The sequence below is a fragment of the Novosphingobium sp. TK71 genome (assembly GCF_055361505.1).
This window is the reverse complement of the sequence record NZ_CM143962.1, coordinates 634,768-653,882: the sequence shown is the minus strand read 5'-3', so window position 1 is coordinate 653,882 and position 19,115 is coordinate 634,768. Positions and strand designations below refer to the sequence as shown.

Annotated in this window: 18 protein-coding genes; 7 read left to right on the top strand and 11 right to left on the bottom strand. The window is 63.6% G+C overall.

The annotated features are described in order from the left end of the window. Window positions 1-11 precede the first annotated feature (11 nt). The 4 genes from ACXJ16_RS02895 to ACXJ16_RS02880 form a co-directional block, all read right to left on the bottom strand. A complete protein-coding gene (locus ACXJ16_RS02895; RefSeq protein WP_054440813.1) occupies window positions 12-350 on the bottom strand; it encodes a hypothetical protein in 339 nt (112 codons plus the stop codon). Window positions 351-413: 63 nt separating this feature from the next. Next, window positions 414-935 (bottom strand): helix-turn-helix domain-containing protein, encoded by a 522-nt coding sequence (locus ACXJ16_RS02890; protein WP_231636147.1) that lies wholly within the window; start codon window positions 933-935, stop codon window positions 414-416. 522 nt (window positions 936-1,457) lie between these two features. Further along, window positions 1,458-3,260: a translation elongation factor 4 gene (lepA, locus tag ACXJ16_RS02885; RefSeq protein ID WP_185997095.1), complete on the bottom strand. Its 1,803-nt coding sequence runs from the start codon at window positions 3,258-3,260 to the stop codon at window positions 1,458-1,460. 32 nt (window positions 3,261-3,292) lie between these two features. Further along, window positions 3,293-5,998, bottom strand: a complete 2,706-nt coding sequence (locus ACXJ16_RS02880; RefSeq protein ID WP_454797378.1) for an EAL domain-containing protein — start codon at window positions 5,996-5,998, stop codon at window positions 3,293-3,295. Between the two features lie 201 nt (window positions 5,999-6,199). Between ACXJ16_RS02880 and ACXJ16_RS02875 the strand changes: the two genes are divergently transcribed. Then, window positions 6,200-7,540: an FAD-dependent oxidoreductase gene (locus ACXJ16_RS02875; RefSeq protein WP_463921205.1), complete on the top strand. Its 1,341-nt coding sequence runs from the start codon at window positions 6,200-6,202 to the stop codon at window positions 7,538-7,540. A gap of 71 nt (window positions 7,541-7,611) precedes the next feature. On the opposite strand, the gene dnaN is transcribed toward ACXJ16_RS02875, so the two are convergent. The 5 genes from dnaN to ACXJ16_RS02850 form a co-directional block, all read right to left on the bottom strand. Then, window positions 7,612-8,730 (bottom strand): DNA polymerase III subunit beta, encoded by a 1,119-nt coding sequence (gene dnaN / locus ACXJ16_RS02870; protein WP_132468963.1) that lies wholly within the window; start codon window positions 8,728-8,730, stop codon window positions 7,612-7,614. 96 nt (window positions 8,731-8,826) lie between these two features. Continuing rightward, window positions 8,827-9,366 carry a GNAT family N-acetyltransferase gene (locus tag ACXJ16_RS02865; RefSeq protein ID WP_463921202.1) on the bottom strand — a complete coding sequence of 180 codons (540 nt, stop codon included), beginning with the start codon at window positions 9,364-9,366 and terminating at the stop codon, window positions 8,827-8,829. A 25-nt stretch (window positions 9,367-9,391) separates the two neighbouring features. Continuing rightward, complete coding sequence (gene fabG / locus ACXJ16_RS02860) at window positions 9,392-10,156, bottom strand: 3-oxoacyl-[acyl-carrier-protein] reductase (protein ID WP_185997091.1); 765 nt, start codon at window positions 10,154-10,156, stop codon at window positions 9,392-9,394. Between the two features lie 105 nt (window positions 10,157-10,261). Beyond that, on the bottom strand, window positions 10,262-11,197 hold the full coding sequence (gene fabD, locus ACXJ16_RS02855) for an ACP S-malonyltransferase (protein ID WP_324695871.1): 936 nt from the start codon (window positions 11,195-11,197) through the stop codon (window positions 10,262-10,264). Window positions 11,198-11,269: 72 nt separating this feature from the next. After that, window positions 11,270-12,097 carry an LD-carboxypeptidase gene (locus tag ACXJ16_RS02850; RefSeq protein WP_324695874.1) on the bottom strand — a complete coding sequence of 276 codons (828 nt, stop codon included), beginning with the start codon at window positions 12,095-12,097 and terminating at the stop codon, window positions 11,270-11,272. Window positions 12,098-12,150: 53 nt separating this feature from the next. On the opposite strand from ACXJ16_RS02850, the gene ACXJ16_RS02845 reads away from it, so the two are divergent. Further along, a complete protein-coding gene (locus ACXJ16_RS02845) occupies window positions 12,151-13,572 on the top strand; it encodes a glutamate ligase domain-containing protein (RefSeq protein ID WP_463921200.1) in 1,422 nt (473 codons plus the stop codon). A 40-nt stretch (window positions 13,573-13,612) separates the two neighbouring features. On the opposite strand, the gene ACXJ16_RS02840 is transcribed toward ACXJ16_RS02845, so the two are convergent. Further along, window positions 13,613-14,557: a DUF808 domain-containing protein gene (locus tag ACXJ16_RS02840; RefSeq protein ID WP_463921198.1), complete on the bottom strand. Its 945-nt coding sequence runs from the start codon at window positions 14,555-14,557 to the stop codon at window positions 13,613-13,615. A gap of 238 nt (window positions 14,558-14,795) precedes the next feature. On the opposite strand from ACXJ16_RS02840, the gene ACXJ16_RS02835 reads away from it, so the two are divergent. Continuing rightward, window positions 14,796-15,617, top strand: a complete 822-nt coding sequence (locus tag ACXJ16_RS02835; RefSeq protein ID WP_054440801.1) for a flagellin N-terminal helical domain-containing protein — start codon at window positions 14,796-14,798, stop codon at window positions 15,615-15,617. Between the two features lie 61 nt (window positions 15,618-15,678). Here the strand turns inward: ACXJ16_RS02835 and ACXJ16_RS02830 are convergent, their stop codons facing one another. Beyond that, a complete protein-coding gene (locus tag ACXJ16_RS02830; protein ID WP_463921197.1) occupies window positions 15,679-16,341 on the bottom strand; it encodes a glutathione S-transferase in 663 nt (220 codons plus the stop codon). A gap of 154 nt (window positions 16,342-16,495) precedes the next feature. Between ACXJ16_RS02830 and ACXJ16_RS02825 the strand changes: the two genes are divergently transcribed. From ACXJ16_RS02825 to rplI, 4 genes are all read left to right on the top strand, one after another. Next, entirely contained in the window at window positions 16,496-17,746 is a 1,251-nt protein-coding gene (locus ACXJ16_RS02825; protein ID WP_463921195.1) for a polyhydroxyalkanoate depolymerase, read from the top strand. A 163-nt stretch (window positions 17,747-17,909) separates the two neighbouring features. Further along, window positions 17,910-18,272: a 30S ribosomal protein S6 gene (gene rpsF / locus ACXJ16_RS02820; protein WP_054440796.1), complete on the top strand. Its 363-nt coding sequence runs from the start codon at window positions 17,910-17,912 to the stop codon at window positions 18,270-18,272. Between the two features lie 5 nt (window positions 18,273-18,277). Then, window positions 18,278-18,502 (top strand): 30S ribosomal protein S18, encoded by a 225-nt coding sequence (rpsR, locus tag ACXJ16_RS02815; protein ID WP_021232952.1) that lies wholly within the window; start codon window positions 18,278-18,280, stop codon window positions 18,500-18,502. Between the two features lie 14 nt (window positions 18,503-18,516). Further along, window positions 18,517-19,110 carry a 50S ribosomal protein L9 gene (gene rplI / locus ACXJ16_RS02810; RefSeq protein ID WP_054440794.1) on the top strand — a complete coding sequence of 198 codons (594 nt, stop codon included), beginning with the start codon at window positions 18,517-18,519 and terminating at the stop codon, window positions 19,108-19,110. Window positions 19,111-19,115: the final 5 nt, after the last annotated feature.

Here is a 19,115-nt window from a genome sequence, read left to right as displayed (position 1 = left end):
GCCTGGGTCGCTTAAGCCGATCGCAACATCGGCGCTTCTTCCACCAGCTCTGCGGTCTTGGGGCAGGCTTCCGGCTCGTCGGCAATGGCCTTGATATCGCGGCCGATGCCGAGAAGCTCGTGGTGAACACGGATCATGTCGTTCTGGGTTTCCAGCAGGGAGCGCTGGGTCTTGGCAAGGCGCATAAGTGCCGTCTGCCCCGTGAACGTGGCGATGCCATCCGCCTGACGCGCAAGCAGCATGGATTCCATAAGCCGCGCCGAGGCGAGCAGCGCAGAGTCGAGAGAAACTTCGGCCTCGGGAAGCTGACGGGCGATCCGGGCAGTGGCAGAGGAAATGGTGATGGACATGGAGACCCTCATCCAGCGTCATCGGCCCGTTCGATGCGCCTGTTCTTGTGCCGGGAGGCTGGCTCAAAGCAGACTGCTCAACCGAGTGGCGAAATCCAGACCGAACACCGCGACGAGGAGAAGTCCCCCGGCGATGGCAATCATGGCTGCCGTGCGGCTGAGGCCCGCGTTGGAACCATCGAGCACCTCCGGAACGATCCTGGCGTAAGGTTCTTCCTGCCAGGGCGCCGTAACCTTGAAGGTGGCACCATCGGCAAGCGTCAGCCTGTCGGTCAGTTCGTCCTGAGCCCGATCCTTGTCGAACATCGCAACAGCCGGAACCTGAGGATTCTTGGCTGGTATCGGATTACAGGCCGCTGCCAGGTCCAACTGATACTGCCTGTAGGCACGCGCCAGTTCCGCGCGCGGCGGCGCCCCCGTTCGGTTACGCACACCCTCGATACGCTGGTTTACGGCACTTTCGGAAATGCCGAGTTCCCAGGCAATCTCCTTGCTGGTGCGGTTTTCCGCGACGAACGCCAGCACCTCGTGCTGCTTCGAAGTCAGCACGGGAAAGATCGCCATGATCTTCTGGACGTGCGTCAAGTCGCCGCTCCGCTCCATCTGCCCAACTTCCATAACACTATCGAACCACCCTCGTTCCGCCGAGCCCCCGCCCACGCAGTTCGTACAAAGCAATTATAGGTCGTCTGCAAACGCACTATCAACCCGTTACAGGCTACGACTTAACCAAATCCGACTTATCGCGCATCCACGACGCCATGCCGGCGGCCGGCCAAACATCCGGCTTCCAGCATCCGGATGAATTTAAAGCCGAATCGCCGTGTTCGCGCCCGGACAATACCGGCCACCCCTTAACCAGTTCTGCTCACTATCTGCGAGATTCGCGTCGCTTGCGTCACGCCGGTTCGGCCAGCTCTACGTTCGAACAGAATTCAACCAACGAATGACCCAAAATGGATTAATGGGTCACGGCGACCGGCATTTCCCGCCCCGCCCAAAGCAAGCGAGGTAAAGCGGGAACTGATACTCACATACGACAACGCCCTCGTGCGGACGGGTCGCGTCCGCACGAGGGCGTCAATGTGACGGTTCGTGGAAGGGGCTTTATTCCTCGCCCATGCGCAGCGCGGCGATGAAGGCTTCCTGCGGAATCTGCACGTTGCCGTATTCGCGCATGCGCTTCTTGCCTTCCTTCTGCTTTTCCAGAAGCTTCTTCTTGCGGGTGATGTCGCCGCCGTAGCACTTGGCGGTAACGTCCTTGCGCATGGCGCTGATCGTTTCGCGTGCGATGACCTTGGCACCGATCGCCGCCTGGATCGGGATCTTGAACATGTGCCGGGGGATCAGTTCCTTCAGGCGTTCCACCAGCGCGCGGCCGCGCGGTTCGGCCTGGCTGCGGTGCACCACCATCGACAGAGCATCGACCGGCTCGTTGTTCACGAGGATGTTCATCATCACGAGATCACCCTCCTGAAGGCCGATCTGCTCATAGTCGAAGCTGGCGTAGCCGCGGCTGATCGACTTCAGGCGGTCGTAGAAGTCGAACACCACTTCGTTGAGCGGCAGTTCGTAAGTCACCTGCGCACGGCCGCCGACGTAAGTGAGGTCCTTCTGGATACCGCGACGGTCCTGACAGAGCTTCAGGATCGAGCCGAGATATTCATCCGGCGTGTAGATCACGGCCTTGATCCACGGTTCTTCCATGAAATCGATCTTGACGGGATCGGGCATGTCGGACGGGTTGTGCAGTTCCTTCACGGTGCCGTCCGTCATCGTCAGACGGTAGACCACGGATGGCGCGGTGGTGATCAGGTCGAGGTCGTATTCGCGGCTGAGCCGCTCCTGAATGATCTCCAGGTGCAGCAGGCCAAGGAAGCCGCAGCGGAAGCCGAAGCCCAGTGCCGCGCTCGATTCCATCTCGAAACTGAAGCTCGCGTCGTTGAGACGAAGCTTGCCGATCGATTCGCGCAGTTTCTCGAAGTCGTTGGCGTCGACCGGGAAGAGCCCGCAGAACACCACCGGCTGCACTTCCTTGTAGCCAGGCAGCGCCTGCGTTGCGCCAGCCTTGACGGTGGTGATGGTGTCACCGACCTTGGCCTGCTCGACTTCCTTGATCTGCGCCGTGATGAAGCCGATTTCGCCGGGGCCCAATTCAGGAAGGTCGATACGCTTGGGCGTGAAGCAGCCTACGCGGTCCACCAGGTGATCGGTGCCGCCCTGCATGAACTTGACGTTGAGGCCTTTCTTGATGACGCCGTCGATGACGCGCACCAGAATGACGACGCCGAGATACGGATCATACCACGAATCGACCAGCATCGCCTTCAGCGGCTTGTCGCGCTCGCCCTTCGGCGGCGGAATCTTGGCAACCACGGCTTCGAGGATCTCGGCAATGCCGATACCCGACTTGGCGGAAGCGAGCACCGCTTCCGACGCATCGATGCCGATGATGTCCTCGATCTCGGTGCGGACCTTTTCAGGTTCGGCGGCCGGCAGGTCGATCTTGTTGATGACGGGCACGATCTCGTGGTCGTGCTCGATCGACTGATAGACGTTGGCCAGCGTCTGCGCTTCCACGCCCTGCGCCGCGTCCACGACCAGCAGCGCGCCCTCGCACGCCGCCAGACTGCGCGATACTTCGTAGGCGAAGTCGACGTGGCCCGGCGTGTCCATCAGGTTCAGCTCGTAAGTGAGCCCGTCCTTGGCGGTGTAGCTCAGGCGCACGGTCTGCGCCTTGATGGTGATGCCCCGCTCCTTCTCGATATCCATGTTATCGAGCACCTGGGCGCTCATCTCACGCTCGGAGAGGCCGCCGGTCGACTGGATCAGGCGGTCGGCAAGCGTCGACTTGCCATGGTCGATATGGGCAATGATCGAGAAATTTCGGATCTGGGCGAGGTCTGTCATGAATGCGCCGTTAGCAGCGGTTTTCGCACCTGTCAGCCTGCCTTGCGCATCAATCCTGAATCACTTGCTTTCGGACCGGCTTCCGGATCGACCCGCGAGGGGCTGAACAGCACCGCTCCCGAGCCGTCGAGCTGCAGCGGACGGACGAATTCCACGCCCATGCGATCCTCCCGGCACCAGCGCGCGGTGGCGAGAACAACGTTGTCGTCCGCAAGCTGAATCCCGAATTGCGTATCGGCCGGCACGTTCCACAGGCCCTCTACCATAGCACCGGTGCTGGAGATGTTGCGGATCGTGGCATGATAGATATGTCCGCCGTGCTCCAGCACGACCTTGCGCAGCATGGTCTGGCGCGGCGCGCGAGCCGAACGCGGCCCCGTAGCCACTGCCGAAAGCCCCTGTTCAAGCCGGGCCGCCGCTTCGGCGGAGGTCAGCGACTTCTCGTAGATATAGCCCTGCACATGACTGCAGCCCAGCAGCCGCACGAGATCGAGCTCGTCGAACGTCTCGACCCCTTCGGCCGTCGTCTCCATGCCCAGCGCTTCGGCGAGGCTGACGATCGAGGAGATGATCGCGCCGTTACGGCTGCCGTCGATGGTGGCACCGCGCACGAAGCTCTGGTCGATCTTGATCTTGTCGAACGGCGCCTTCTTCAGGTAGCCGAGCGAGGAATAGCCGGTGCCGAAATCGTCGAGCGCCAGCCGCACGCCGATCCCCTTGAGCGCGCCGAACATATCCTCCGTTGCCTTGCCCTCCCCAAGGAAAACGCTCTCGGTGATTTCGAGTTCGAGCCGGGCGGGATTGATTCCGGCTTCCGCCACGGCACCGGCAACGATCCCGGGAAGGTCGGGATTGGCGAATTGCAGTGGCGAGACGTTCACCGCAACGCGCACGTCATGCGGCCAAGCTGCCAGGTCGCGGCAGGCGGTGCGCAGTGCCCATTCGCCGATCTGGGAGACAAGACCGGTCTCTTCCGCCACCGGCACGAACTTCGCGGGCGAAAGATAGCCATGCCGGGGGTGCTTCCAGCGAAGAAGCGCCTCGAAACCGGTGATTTTCTCGGTCGTGGTATGAATTTGCGGCTGATAGTGCAGTTCAAGCGCGTCTCCGGCGATGGCATCGCGCAGGTCCTGCTCCAACTGCTGCCGCTCGCGTGCATCGGAATGGAGATCGTCGTCGTAAAAATGATGACGGCCACGTCCGCCGCCTTTCGCCGCATAGAGAGCAAGGTCGGCATTGCGGATCAGTGCTTCCGTCGTCGTGCCGTCGTCAGGACACATCGCGATGCCCAGCGATGCGCCGATCACCACGCGCGCGCCGTCGATCGAGTAAGGCTGCGACAGGTTCTCGATGATCCGGCGGGCGAGATGGCCGAGACCTTCGTGCTGGTGATAGCCCGGCAGGATCACCTGGAACTCGTCGCCGCCAAGGCGGCCGACCCGCCCCATGTTCGCGACAGTTGCGCGCAGGCGTTCGGCCACTTGCTTGAGCAGCGCATCGCCGGCCGGATGGCCCATGGTATCGTTGACCTGCTTGAAGCGATCGAGATCGAGCAGGAACACCGCGCAGGCACGATTTTCGATCCGCGGCGAATTGATGACCTTCTCCAGCCATTCCGACATCTGGAAGCGGTTGGCGAGCTTTGTCAGCGAATCGAAGCGCGCAAGCTGGGTGGCGTGCTGCTGCGACTTGCGGGTCTCGGTCAGATCGATCCCCGAGCCCCGGAATCCCAGGAAATTGTGAAACTGATCCAGCACCGGACGGCCGCTGATGGACCACCAGCGCTCATCCTTCTCATCGGTCGCGGCGCGCACGCCGATGTCCTGGAAGGAGGAGCGGGTCGAAAGGTGGAACGCCAGCGTGCGCTCGCTCTCGTGATCCTGCGCGCGCAGCCGGAACAGCCCGAGGAAGGGCCGTCCGTAAAGCTCCTCCTGCGGCACGCCGACCAATTCGGCGATGCGAGGCGAGACATAAGTGATGAAGGCTCGCCGGTCGGTCTCCCAGAACCAGCCCTGCCCGGTCTCCTCGTATTCGCGCAGAAGCTCCTCGGCGCGGTGCTGCTCGCGCTCCTGCTCCGCACGACGCGCCGATTCCCGCGCGGCGATGCGCGACTGGCGCATGGCCGCGCTCAGCCCGATGCCGATCCCCGCCGCCAGGAGGCCCATGGTCTGCGGCGATGCGGAATGAATCGACGCCCCTGCCCATACCCCCACCGTCGCCGCCACGATCGAGGTCAGGCGGCGGTCCAGCAGGACCGTCGCCAGCAACACCAGGATGCCGTAGCCCTTGATCGTGAGCCGCCAGTCGAGCGCCGGCGTCTCGTAAGTCCACTGCGCCGCAGCCACACCGAACAGGCACATCGGCAAGGCCACGGCCAGCAGCATGAGCGGATAACGCTTCCAGCTGCGGTGATGGAACTGGCCCTCAAGCGTGGCCAGTAGCGGCGCGGCGAGGCACAGCAGCATCGCGCCGAAGGACAGGCAAAGCGGAAACGAACCGGGCGCGCTGCGCGAGGCCACGCCCATCGCCACCAGCACGCAGACCATGGCCGGTGCCATGAGTTCCCAGCGCCGGGCGATGAAGAAGTGAAGCGGATCGCTGCTCGGGCCACGAGGGCGCAGAAACGCGAAGTTGGGTATGCCGGTGCGCGCGGCTTCCGACTGGGCGGAAAGCGCAGCCCTGTGCGCCGCGCCGCCACGCGATGCCTGCTGCTGCTCCTGAAGTCCCTTGCGCGCCATCAGATCGGCTATTGCCCCGAGCCCATTTCCAAAGTGTTAAGTCCCGGCAACCAAATCCGTTTGCGGTCGGGTATGGCACAAGTCGCCCGATCCACCGGATTTCGCTTGCCGCCGCCGCCCAGTCATGTTTGCTTCCATGAATGGCGGGCGCTTAAGTGAGACACCGCCCGCCTGAGAGATAAGCCCTTGGGAGACAACACGATGCGGCACCTGGCAATCGTTGGTTCCGGACCGGCCGGCTACTACACGGCCGAAGCGGCGCTCAAGCAGTGGGGAGACGGTGTCAAAGTCGATATATTCGATTTGTCACCAGTGCCCTTCGGACTGATCCGCACCGGAGTCGCGCCCGATCACCAGTCGATCAAGAGCGTCTCGCACCGATACGAGACGACCGCGCTCAATCCGAACGTGCGCTTCGTCGGCAATGTGATGGTCGGCCGGGATATCACCATCGCGGAACTTCAGGATCTTTACGACGCCGTCGTTCTTGCCACCGGCGCGCCCAACGACCGAAAGCTGGGCCTTCCCGGCGAGAACCTGGCCAATGTCTTCGGCAGCGCCGCCTTTGTCGGCTGGTACAACGGCCATCCCGATTTCGCCGGCATCGGCCCCGATTTCGCCCATGAAACCGCCGTGATCGTCGGAAACGGCAACGTCGCACTCGATGTCGCCCGCATTCTCGCCAAGTCCCGCGCCGAATTCGAAGGCAGCGACATCGTGAGCCATGCGCTAGAAGCGCTGGAGGCATCCCGCGTAAGGCGGATCGTCATTCTCGGGCGACGCGGGCCGCACCAGGTGACGATGACGCCGAAGGAGTTGGGGGAACTGGCCAAGCTCTCTCGCGCCTGCCCGAGCGTCGATCCTGCCGACCTTCCGCCTCTGACGGAGGATGCAGCACTCGATCCGGGCATGCGAAAGACCATGGGGCACTTGCGCGGATTCGCGATCGGCGGCGGCACTGCCAACGACAACGAAGGCCCGGCATGTCCCGGCCGCGACGTGCGGATCGAGTTCGACTTTTTCGCTGCCCCGCGCGCCATCCTCGGCACCGACCAGGTCGAGGGCATCGAGGTGGAACGCACCCGGCTCGTCGATGGCAAGGCCGTCGGCACCGGGGAGACCTATCGCATTCCCGCTGGCATCGTGGTCGCCTGCATTGGCTACCAGACCTCCCGGATTCCGGATGTTCCCTATGACGAACAGGGGGGGCGCTTCGCCAATGCCGAGGGAAGAATCGCGCCCGGCCTCTATTGCGTGGGCTGGGCAAGGCGCGGACCGACCGGAACCATCGGCACCAACCGGCCGGACGGCTTTGCGATTGTCGAGAAGATCGACGCCGATATCGGCGAAGGCAGCGGAAAGGCTGGGAGGCCGGGGTTCGACGCCCTCGCCGCACAGCGCGGCATCGACTACGTCAAGTTCACCGAGTGGCAGAAGATCGAGGAAGCCGAAGCCGCCAACGCCCGGCAAGGCGCCCCGCGCGAGAAGTTCGTGGCCGTGGACCAGATGATCGCGGAAGCGCATCCCTCCGCCGGAACCTGATCGATCCAAGGTAACAAAAAGGCCGGGGAATGCCCCGGCCTTTTCATTTTTCTGGTCCCTGAACGCGCAGGTCAGACGCGCATCGGCATCAGCACGTATAGCGCCGGGCTTTTCTCATCCTGGCGGATCAGCGTCGGCGCACCAGCGTCTGCCAGATGCAGTTCCACCGTATCGCCGTCGATCTGGCCGAGGATGTCCTTGAGATAATTGGCATTGAAGCCGATCTCGAAGCCTTCGGCCGAATAGTCCGCCGGAACCTCTTCGGCAGCCGTGCCGTTATCGGGCGACGTGACCGAAAGCGTCACACGGTCCTGTTCCAGCGCCATCTTCACCGCGCGGGTCTTTTCCGTGGCGATCGTCGCAACGCGGTCCACGCCTTCGAAGAAGCTCTTGGGATCGATCTTCAGCAGCTTGTCGTTCCCGGTGGGGATGACGCGCGTGTAGTCCGGGAAGGTTCCGTCGATCAGCTTGCTGGTCAGCACCACGCCATGCTCACCGCCCAGCGTGAAGCGGATCTTGCTCGCCGAGAGATCGACCAGCACATTGGTGTCGAGCGCTTCTTCGAGCAGCTTGCGCAGCTCGCCGACGCATTTGCGGGGCACGATCACGTCGGGCATGCCCTCCGCGCCGTCGGGACGAGCAAGAGTGAAGCGTGCCAGTCGGTGGCCATCGGTGGCGGCTGCCTTCAGTTCCTCGTCGGAGACGTGGAGGAAGATGCCGTTGAGATAGTACCGGGTTTCCTCGGTCGAGATGGCGAAGCGCGTGCGGTCGATCAGCTGGCCCAGCGTTGCCGCCGGAATCTCGAAGCTGGTCGGCAGTTCGCCCTCGGCAATCATGGGGAAATCGTCACGCGGGAGCGTCGGCAGCTGGAAGCGGCTGCGTCCGGCCTTCACCACCATGCGGTTGTCCGCGGCATCGAGGCTCACCTGGCTGCCGTCAGGCAGCTTGCGGGCGATGTCGAACAGGAGGTGGGCGGAAACCGTGATTGCGCCAGCCTGCTCGACCGAGACGACGCCGAGCGTCTCGACGACCTGCAAGTCGAGGTCGGTCGCCATGATGCGCAAGGACCCGGTGCCCGAGGCCTCGATCAGCACGTTCGAGAGAATGGGAATGGTATTGCGCCGCTCGACGACGGACTGCACGTGCGAAAGACAGCGCAGGAGCGTGGAACGTTCGATGGTGGCCTTCATGACAGCCTTTAGTCCCCCTTGATCGGGCAAGGGATGCAAAACATCCCGAATTTCAGGACGAATATCTCTAGCGAACGGAAGGCTTGCGGCAAGCGACTATTGCCCGCTCTCCGGTGTTTCTGGGGATAAATTAGGGGATTTCAGGCGTTCGCGGATCGATTCGAACGCTTTCCCCGCATTGGGCGCTCGAATTGCTTCATCCAGCACCCTCCCCATGCAAACCGATTCTTCCCGGCCCACATAACGCCCATAAGCCGCAACCGGCGCGTAGCCATGCCGACGATAGAACGCTGTCGCGCGGGTATTGACCTTGCGTGTGGAGAGGCGAACCTCGCGGTAGCCGTCAGCCGATGCGCCCGCCTCCAGGGCGGCCAGAACCGCCGCACCGCAGCCTTGATCGGCATACATGCGCTTGATCTCCGCCACTTCCTCTTCAAGTGGCCGATAGGCGCCGCATCCGATCACGGCGCCCTCCCCGTTCCGCGCGACCACAAACAGCGCGCGGGAAACGAGGACGTCCGCCGGATCGAACGACGACGTGCCGCCGTCCCCCGTGATCGCTGCGAGCGCCTCCGAAAGGCGCTCCATCGCCGCGACGGCTTCGGGATTGCGCGGATCGCAGGGTTCCACCCGCACGGTCCGCGCAATCCCGGGGGTCATGTCAGACCATTACCATGCCGCCGTTGACGTGGATCGTCTGGCCGGTGACGTAGCCTGCTTCCTTCGAGGCCAGGAATACGGCGGCCGAGGCGATATCCTCGCCCTCGCCCATGCGGCCCATCGGGATCCGGCCGTTGAGCGCGTCCTTCTGGGCATCGGGCAGCACTTCGGTCATCGCGGTGCGGATGAAGCCCGGCGCGATGCAGTTCACGGTGACGTTACGGCTGGCGAGTTCCTGCGCGAGGCTCTTCGACATGGCGGTGATTCCGCCCTTGGCCGCGCAGTAGTTCATCTGGCCGGGATTGCCGGTGGTGCCGACGACCGAGGTAACGTTGATGATACGGCCGAAGCGCGCCTTCATCATCGGCTTGGTCACGGCGCGCATCAGGCGGAAGGTCGATTCGAGGTTGATGCGGATGACCTGATCCCACTCCTCGTCCTTCATGCGCATGGCGAGGTTGTCACGGGTGATGCCGGCGTTGTTGATCAGGATATCGATCTTGCCCAGCGATTCGAGCGCGGCGGGAACCAGCTTCTCGACCTGCTCGGCATCGCCGAGGTTGCAGGCGATGGCGACGTGATCGACATCCTGCAGGTGCTGCGGGGTGTGCTCGTCCAGCTCGTCGCGGAAGGCGCGCAGCTTGTCGGCGTTCGAGCCCGAGATGGCAAGGCGCGCACCCTGCGCGGCCAGCGCGCGGGCGACGGCGGAACCGATGCCGCCCGAGGCGCCGGTGACGAGGGCGGTCATTCCGTTGAGGTTGAACATCTTTCAAATCTCCGTGAATCGCCTGCCTGATCGGCAGGCGACGGCCCGCTGAACGGGGCCATTCTTCAAACCTTCAAGGCGCCGGGGTCAAGCCCGGCGCGCCAATCAGAGGCCTTTCGCCAGTTCCTCGATCTCGGCCATGGTCACGGCGGAGATCACCTCCACCTCGCCGGCCGAACGCTTGATCATCGGGCCGAGCACCTTGCCGCCGAGTTCGACGAACGTCTCGACGCCCGCCTCCCGCATGGCGATCGCGCTTTCGCGCCAGCGGACACGGCCGGTGACCTGCTCGACCAGCAGGCGCTGGATTTCTGCGGGATCGGTGACGACCGAGGCGGTGACATTGGCGAACAACGGCACGTGCAGGCTGACCGGAGGGGTCTTGGCCAGTGCCTCCGCCATGGCGTCGGCAGCGGGCTGCATCAGCGGGCAGTGGAACGGCGCCGAGACCGGCAGCAGCACGCCGCGCTTGATCCCGAAGTCCTTCACCAGCGCAACGGCGCGCTCGATGGCTTCGCGGTGCCCCGAAATCACGACTTGCGTGGGATCGTTGTCATTGGCCACCGTGCAGACCTGGCCCTCGGCAGCGGCAGCGGCGAGTTCCGTGGCCTTCTCGATATCGGCGCCGAGCAGCGCGGCCATGGCGCCAAGGCCCACCGGAACGGCAGCCTGCATCGACTGACCGCGCAGCTTCAGCAGACGCGCGGTGTCGGCAAGGCTGAAAGCACCGGCGGCGCAGAGCGCGGTATATTCGCCCAGCGAGTGCCCGGCGACGAAGTCCGCCTTGTCGGCGAGCGTGATGCCGCCCTCCTTTTCCAGCACGCGCAGGACGGCGATGGCATTGGCCATGATCGCCGGCTGGGCGTTCTCGGTAAGGGTCAGTTCCTCTTCGGGGCCCTGCGTCATCACGCGGAAGAGGTTCTGGCCGAGCGCCTCGTCCACTTCCTGGAAAACTTCGCGCGCGACGGCGCTGGCTTCGGCGAGTTCGGCGCCCATGCCGACCTTCTGGCTGCCCTGTCCGGGGAAAACGAATGCACGCATCTGGCGGCTTCCTTTGTCTGGCAGGCGCTGAGGCCGTGTGCCGTTTTTACGAATCGAATGTGGCGCGGCGGGTTATTGCCCTTCCGCGTTCCCCGCAAGTCCGAACGGCACGATCCTGTTGGCCGCGTCATGCCCGATGTCCGCGCTGCCGAGGAAGGGGATCGAATGATGCTCGCACCAATGGCGGGCGATTTCCTCAGCCTCGATGCCGAAAGGCCGATCATTTTCGGGCACGTCGCTGACCCGGCCGAGCCGCAGGCCGGCGATACCGCCGAGATGCGCGGTCAGGTGGAAGAACAGCCGGTCCACCGCATAGAGATACTCCGAGACCTCCTCCACCAGCACGACATGCTTGGCCAGCCCCGGCATCAGCCGCGTGCCGCACAGCATCGCGAGAGTCATGAGGTTGAAGGCGACTCGCGGGTGGCCATCCCCGCTCGGCTCCAAGCCCGAGGCATCGCCCGAAAGAAAGGCCAGCGCGCGCCGAACCGCATCCGCACCGCCCGCGCGCCGGATATCGGCCAGCATCGGCCCATGGACCGGCTTACCGATCCGCGCGCGATAGAGCCCGCCCAGCAGATAGCCTGCATCGGAATAACCGAGGAACGTCTTGTCCTGCGCCTCGTGCGAGAACCGGGCGAGAGCGGCTTCGGCCACGCGGCAGGCGCCATAGCCGCCGCGCGCGAACCACACCGCGTCCACCGAGGGATCGTTGGCGCATTCCACCAGAGCCTCGATCCGCCGCGCGTCGCTGCCGGCGAAATGGCCATCCACTTCGAAGCACTGATCGTGGATCACAAGCTCCGCATCGGGGAACTCCTCAGCCGCGAGAGCGACGACGGCTTCCGCATCCTCGCGGGTGATCGGGGTGGACGGTGCACAAACTGCGATACGGGTCATGGCTCCTTCCTATCGAGGTTGTCAGGACGAACAAGGCCGCATACCGAAGCGTCATGACTTCCGATCACGATCTCACCTCTCATCCCTGGTTCTTCTGCGGCATCGGCGGATCTGGCATGTTGCCGCTCGCGCTGATCCTTCGGGGACACGGCGCGCAGGTCGCGGGATCGGACCGCAGCCGAGATCAGGGCCGCACGCCTGAAAAGTTCGCATGGCTGGAAAGCCTTGGCTTCGAACTGCACCCGCAGGACGGCAGCGGCATTACCGGCGCGGAACAAACGCTGGTCGCCTCGGCGGCAGTGGAAGACACGGTGCCGGAAGTGGTGCGCGCGCAAGAGTTCGGCTGCCCGCGCATGAGCCGCGCGCAGCTTCTCGCCACCCTGTTCAATGCCGCACCCTTCGGGATCGCCATCGGCGGCACCTCGGGCAAGTCGACCGTCACCGGCATGACAGGCTGGATCATGACCCATGCGGGCTGCGATCCCACGATCATGAACGGCGCGGTGATGAAGAACTTCGCCTCGCCCGATGCACCTTTCGCCAGTGCCCGGGTTGGTCAGGGCGAAGTCTTCGTTTCGGAAGTGGACGAGAGCGACGGCTCCATCGCGCTCTATCGCCCGAAAGTGGCGGTGCTTGGGAACGTCAGCCTCGATCACAAGAGCCTTGAGGAACTGCGCCAGCTTTTCGGCGACTTCCTTGGCCGTGCGGATGTATCCGCGATCAATCTCGACGATGATGAGACCGCAGCCCTCGCCCCCCACGCCAAGGCGCTGGTGACGTTCGGCATTTCATCGCCGGACGCGCAAATCGGCGCTGTCGATGTAGTCGAAGGGCCAACGTCACTGACTGCCGTGGTGCTGGATCGCCGCGACGGGACTTCGCACGCGCTGGCATTGAAGGTGCCGGGTCGTCACAACCTCTACAACGCGCTCGCCGCCATCGCCGCGGCCAATGCCGCCGGTGTTTCGGTGGCCGAGGCGGTAGAGGCGCTGGGCAGTTTCGCAGGGCTTGCCCGCCGGTTCGATATCGTCGGCACTTCGCCATCGGGCGTGACGGTGATCGACGATTTCGGCCATAACCCGGACAAGGTCTCGGCCACACTGGCAACGCTCAAGGCGCATCCGGGCCGCGTTATCGCCTTCTTCCAGCCGCACGGCTACGGCCCGCTCAAGCAGATGGGCCATGAACTGGCGCATGTGCTGGCCACCAGACTGGGGGCCAGCGATATGACGATCCTGTGCGATCCGGTCTATTTCGGCGGCACCGTGGACCGCTCCGAGGGCAGCGAGCGCATCGTGCGCCTGATCGAGGCCGATGGCGGAGCAAATGGACCAGGGGCCGAATACGTGCCCTCTCGCGAGGACTGCGCCAGCCGCATCGTCGAGATCGCCAAGCCGGGCGACCGTGTGGTCGTGATGGGCGCGCGCGACGATACTCTGACAGTCTTCGCGAAAGACCTGCTCGCAAGACTGTGAAACATCGCCCCGGCTTTGTCCGGGGCGATGTATGACCCAATCAGTGCGCCGTGCCGCGCGCCTTTGCGATCAGATGCACCACGATCGCGATCACCGCGCCCAGCACCAGCCCGACCACGGCCGAGGCCAAGGCATAACCGAGCCAGCCCAGCACGCCGCCGAGCGGCCCGCCCAGCACGGCCAGCCAATGCTCGACACCATGGGCGAGATGGGCGGGACCGGGAACGCCCAGTTCTTCCAGCCCGTGCAGGATGATCCCGCCGCCGACCCACAGCATCGCCAGCGTACCGACAGACGCAAGGACCGTCAGCACCTTGGGCATACCGGTCACGAGCATGCGTCCGAAAGCCTGCGTGCCTTTGCCCTGCTTCTTGGCGAGGTGCAGGCCGATGTCGTCCATTTTAACGATCAGCGCGACAGCGCCGTAGACACCCGCCGTGATGAGAATGCCGACCAGCGCCAGCGCCACGGCCCGCGCCAGCAGCGAATTGTCCGCCACTTCCGCAAGGGCGATGGCCATGATCTCCGCCGAGAGGATCAGGTCCGTGCGGATCGCACCGGACACGCGCGCCTGCTCGAAGCTCGCCGCGTCGGCAACCGGCTCTTCCAACGTCTCGCCGTGATGCGCGCCGCCGAACTTCTCGATAACCTTCTCGGCGCCTTCGAACGCGAGATACGCGCCGCCCAGCATCAGGATCGGAGTGATGAGCCAGGGCAGGAATGCGCTCAGCAACAGCGCGATCGGCAGCAGGATGAACAGCTTGTTGCGCAAGCTGCCCTTGGTGATCTTCCAGATGATCGGCAGTTCGCGCTCGGGCGTGAAGTCCGTGACATAGCCCGGCGTAACCGCTGCGTCGTCAATCACGACGCCTGCCGCCTTGCTGCCGGCCTTGGCGACGCCCAGCCCCACATCGTCGAGCGAAGCTGCTGCGGCGCGGGCGATTACCGCGACGTCATCTAGAAGAGCTACGAGGCCGGAAGCCATCTGGAAGGAAATCCCCTGTTTGAATGATGCCCGCAGCCATGCGGGCGAAACTATCCGCGATCAAGCGAAAGCGGACAAAGTCGTGCCCATGAAAGGGCTTATCATGAGCATGGCCACACATGCCCCGGCCTTTTCACATCCGGCCCCTTAATGCTCCCCTCCCCCCAACCGTTCTCAGCCTTGTCCGGAAGATCACTTCCAAACTCCTGACAATCTCTTGAAAATCTGGGGAAACACCATGTCCGTCATCAATACCAACATCAGCGCCCTGCGCGCTTCGAACGCCTCCATCGCCGCCAACAAGACCCTTGGCACCGCCATGGAGCGCCTCTCCACCGGCAAGCGCATCAACTCCGCCAAGGACGACGCCGCCGGTCTCGCCATCTCGACCTCGATGACGGCGCAAGTCCGCGGCATGAGCCAGGGCATCCGCAACGCCAATGACGGCATCTCGCTTGCCCAGACCGCCGACGGCGCGCTTTCCGAAGTGTCGAACATGCTCCAGCGGGTTCGCGAACTGGCCATCCAGTCCGCCTCGGGCACCTATCAGGACAGCGACCGCAACGCGATGCAGCAGGAAGTCACCGCGCTGACCGATCAGATCGACGATATCCTCACGCAGACCACCTTCAACGGCAACACCCTCTTCGCCACTACCGGCAGCGACGTCACCTTCGACATCCAGACCGGCGCCAATTCGGGCGAGACGGTTACGCTGACCTCCACCATGATCGACGGCAGCAACCTCGACGCCTCGGCGCTCGACGTATCGACCAGCACCGCAGCCTCGGACACGCTCGACTTCATCGACGACGCCCTGGAAGACGTGAACCAGACCCGCGCCTCGCTCGGCGCCGGGCAGAACCGCCTCGAATCCGCGATCAACAACCTGACCAACAATGTCACCAACCTGTCGGACGCCCGCTCGCGGATCGAGGACGCGGACTACTCGCTGGAAACCACGCAAATGGCCAAGGCGCAGATCCTCAGCCAGGCATCCACCGCGATGATCGCCCAGGCCAACCAGGCCCAGCAGAACGTCATGAGCCTGCTGCGCTGACGATCCGATAGCCCGACAGGGTCGCAAACAGACGGCGGGCCGGAAGGTCCGCCGTCTTTCGTCAGAACTCGACGTCGAGTTCCTCGATATCCTCGGGTTCGGCATGTGCCGCAGCGATCCACTCCGCCATCGGCGACCACTTCTCGATCGTCTCGCAATAGGCGCGGAGCTGGTCCGACATCGGCACTGCATAAGTGATGAAGCGCCGTGTCACCGGCGCATACATGGCATCGGCGATCGTCGGCTTCTTTCCGAACAGGAAAGGCCCCCGATAGGTATCGAGGCAATCTTGCCAGATCGTCTCGATCCGTTCGATATCGGGCCGGGCGCCGGAGAAGATCGGGAAACTCTCGTGCCGGACCTTGAGATTCATGGGCAATGCCGACCGCAGGTTGGTGAAGCCGGAATGGATCTCGCCGGAAATCGACCGACAATGTGCCCGCGCAATGGCGTCTTCGGGAAGGAGGCCCGCGTCGGGGAACTTCTCGTTGAGATATTCGGCGATTGCCAGGGTATCCCACACGCTCGCGCCATCATGGCTTAGCCGGGGCACCAGCACCGAGGGCGACAGCAGCAAAAGTTCGGCACGGTTCGCCGCATCGTTGAGCACCTGCTTCTCTTCGATCTGCAAACCTGCAAGCCGGCACAGCAGCCAGCCCCTCAGCGACCATGCGGAATATGTCTTGCTGGAAATCGTCAGCTGCGCCGGTGCCGAGTCGCTCATGAGTCATGTCCTTGCAGCGTGCTTTTGCTTGCATCAGCTTATGATGCAGCGCAGCATGAATCCAGTACGGATTGTATCTCCGCCGCCGAATCGCCCACCTGCTTATCAGCCTCTCGATCCCGCGAAACGCATTTGTCACAGGGGACCAGTACGAATGCTTTACCAGGCGTACCAGACCTGCTCCGACATGCTGGCACCGGCCCGAATGGCCGCGCAGGCCGCCACCGGATTCCGCGACCGCTATCTTGGCGGAGCGCAGGATATGCCTTGGTTCAGGCGGTTCTTCGCGCTGGCCGAAGTGTTCGACAAGGCAACCATAACGCACCAGCGCCCCGCCTACGGTATCGGCAGCGTTCTCTCCGGCAACCGCGATGTCACGGTGCGCGAGGAAGTGGCGCTGGACCTGCCGTTCTGCAACCTGCTGCACTTCGCGAAGGACGATGTTGCAACGCCGCAACCCAGGATGCTGGTGGTGGCCCCGCTTTCAGGCCACTACGCCACGCTCCTGCGCGACACCGTGCATACCTTACTGAGCGATCACGACGTCTACATCACCGACTGGAAGAACGCGCGTGATGTCCCGCTGAGCGAGGGCGATTTCGGCTTCGACGATTTCGTGGACTATGTGATCCACTTCCTTCAGGAACTGGCCGATCCCGCCGACGAAGGTTCGCAAGGCCGCCGCGGTGCGCACGTGCTCGCAGTATGCCAGCCCTGCGTCCCGGTTCTGGCGGCGGTAGCGCTGATGGCGCAGGACGACGACCCCGCGCAGCCCCGTTCGATGACCCTGATGGGCGGCCCGATCGACACCCGTGAAAGCCCGACATCGGTCAATGAACTGGCGACGGAGCACCCGTTCATGTGGTTCGAGGACAACATGATCCACACCGTGCCGCTGCGCCATCCAGGCGCCGGACGGAAGGTCTACCCCGGTTTCGTCCAGCTCTCCGCCTTCATGTCGATGAACATGGGCCGCCATTTCAGCCAGTTCCGCAAGCTCTACCAGGCGCTTGCCGACGAACGCCCGGCGGACGCCCAAAAGATCGAGACTTTCTACGACGAGTACCTCGCCGTGCTCGATCTTACCGCCGACTTCTATCTGGAAACCATCGACAAGGTCTTCCAGCGCGCCCTGCTCGCCCGGGGAGAACTGGAACATCGCGGCCGCAAGGTCGATTGCGGCGCCATCCGCAAGACCGCGCTCCTCACCGTCGAAGGCGAGCGCGACGACATCTGCGCCGTGGGCCAGACGGCCGCCGCCCATTTCCTCTGCTCCAGCCTTCGCCCTCACCTTAAACGCCACCACTTGCAGACAGGAGTGGGTCACTACGGCCTGTTCGCGGGCTCGCGCTGGGAAACGCAGGTCTACCCGCAAGTCCGCAACCTGGTCCTCGCCGTGAGCTGATCCGCGCGGCGGACACGGTTTTGCTTGCGTTCCGTCCCGGATAGGCTAAGGGCGCGCCTTCCGTTTCATGCCGTGATGCAGGACGGAAGGAAAGAAAGCCGGAGGGGCCCCGCAATCCCGCGGACAAGCCAGCGATCGGTTAGACAGAGAAAAGGAAGCTGCCGTGGCTCAGTATGAGCACGTGTTCCTGGCACGCCAGGACCTCAGCCAGGCGCAAGTCGATGCACTTGCCGCCACCGCCACCGAGATCGTCGAAGCAAACCAGGGCAAGGTCACCAAGACCGAAACCTGGGGCCTCAAGAATCTCGCGTACAAGATCAAGCGCAACCGCAAGGCGCACTTCGTGATGCTCAACATCGAAGCTCCCGGCGACACCATCGCCGAGCTCGAGCGTCAGACGCAGATCAACGAAGACGTGATCCGTTACCTGACCATCCGCGTCGACGAACACGAAGCTGGTCCGTCGGTCATGATGCGCAAGAGCGACCGCGAGCGTACTCGCCGTCGTGAACGTGAAGGGAACTGATTTCCATGGCACGTGCATTCTTCCGCCGCCGCAAGTCCTGCCCGTTCTCGGGCAAGAACGCTCCGGCCATCGACTACAAGGACGTACGTCTGCTTCAGGGCTTCATGTCCGAGCGTGGCAAGATCGTTCCGAGCCGCATCACCGCGGTTTCCGCAAAGAAGCAGCGTGAGCTGAGCCAGGCGATCAAGCGCGCCCGGCACATCGGCCTCCTGCCCTACATCGTCAAGTAAGGGAGGCTAGGCCCATGGACATCATCCTCCTCGAACGCGTCGAAAAGCTCGGCGCCATCGGCGATGTCGTTTCCGTCAAGGACGGTTACGCCCGCAACTACCTTCTTCCCAACAAGAAGGCCCTGCGCGCCAACGAACGCAACAAGAAGGTCTTCGAGGCCAACCGCGCGAAGATCGAGGCTGAAAACGCCGAGCGTCGCGCCGGTGCAGAAGCCCAGTCGAGCGAAGTCGAAGGCAAGCAGGTCGTCCTGATCCGCGCTTCGTCGAACTCCGGCCAGCTCTACGGTTCGGTTTCCGTCCGTGACATCGTCGATGCCCTCAACGAGCAGGGCGCTGGCGTTGCCAAGCAGATGATCGTGCTCGAGCGCCCGATCAAGACCATCGGCGTGTTCGACGTTCGCGTCAGCCTGCACCCCGAAGTCTCGGTCAACGTCAAGGTGAACGTCGCTCGTTCGCCCGACGAAGCCGACCTGCAGTCGCAGGGCGTGGACGTGATGGCCGCGATGTTCGAACAGGACGTCTCCGGCTTCACCGAAGCCTACGACCCGAACGCCGAACCCGGCGAAATCGCGGTCGAGGAAGCTGTCGAAGGCGAAGAAGAAGCCTGAGCTTC

Excerpts from the sequence above, each read along its gene's own strand:
- ACXJ16_RS02895 (WP_054440813.1), bottom strand. The coding sequence starts at position 350 with ATGTCCATCACCATTTCCTCTGCCACTGCCCGGATCGCCCGTCAGCTT.
- lepA (WP_185997095.1), bottom strand. The coding sequence starts at position 3,260 with ATGACAGACCTCGCCCAGATCCGAAATTTCTCGATCATTGCCCATATC.
- ACXJ16_RS02880 (WP_454797378.1), bottom strand. The coding sequence starts at position 5,998 with ATGGCGCGCAAGGGACTTCAGGAGCAGCAGCAGGCATCGCGTGGCGGC.
- ACXJ16_RS02875 (WP_463921205.1), top strand. The coding sequence starts at position 6,200 with ATGCGGCACCTGGCAATCGTTGGTTCCGGACCGGCCGGCTACTACACG.
- dnaN (WP_132468963.1), bottom strand. The coding sequence starts at position 8,730 with ATGAAGGCCACCATCGAACGTTCCACGCTCCTGCGCTGTCTTTCGCAC.
- fabG (WP_185997091.1), bottom strand. The coding sequence starts at position 10,156 with ATGTTCAACCTCAACGGAATGACCGCCCTCGTCACCGGCGCCTCGGGC.
- fabD (WP_324695871.1), bottom strand. The coding sequence starts at position 11,197 with ATGCGTGCATTCGTTTTCCCCGGACAGGGCAGCCAGAAGGTCGGCATG.
- ACXJ16_RS02850 (WP_324695874.1), bottom strand. The coding sequence starts at position 12,097 with ATGACCCGTATCGCAGTTTGTGCACCGTCCACCCCGATCACCCGCGAG.
- ACXJ16_RS02845 (WP_463921200.1), top strand. The coding sequence starts at position 12,151 with ATGACTTCCGATCACGATCTCACCTCTCATCCCTGGTTCTTCTGCGGC.
- ACXJ16_RS02840 (WP_463921198.1), bottom strand. The coding sequence starts at position 14,557 with ATGGCTTCCGGCCTCGTAGCTCTTCTAGATGACGTCGCGGTAATCGCC.
- ACXJ16_RS02835 (WP_054440801.1), top strand. The coding sequence starts at position 14,796 with ATGTCCGTCATCAATACCAACATCAGCGCCCTGCGCGCTTCGAACGCC.
- ACXJ16_RS02830 (WP_463921197.1), bottom strand. The coding sequence starts at position 16,341 with ATGAGCGACTCGGCACCGGCGCAGCTGACGATTTCCAGCAAGACATAT.
- ACXJ16_RS02825 (WP_463921195.1), top strand. The coding sequence starts at position 16,496 with ATGCTTTACCAGGCGTACCAGACCTGCTCCGACATGCTGGCACCGGCC.
- rpsR (WP_021232952.1), top strand. The coding sequence starts at position 18,278 with ATGGCACGTGCATTCTTCCGCCGCCGCAAGTCCTGCCCGTTCTCGGGC.
- rplI (WP_054440794.1), top strand. The coding sequence starts at position 18,517 with ATGGACATCATCCTCCTCGAACGCGTCGAAAAGCTCGGCGCCATCGGC.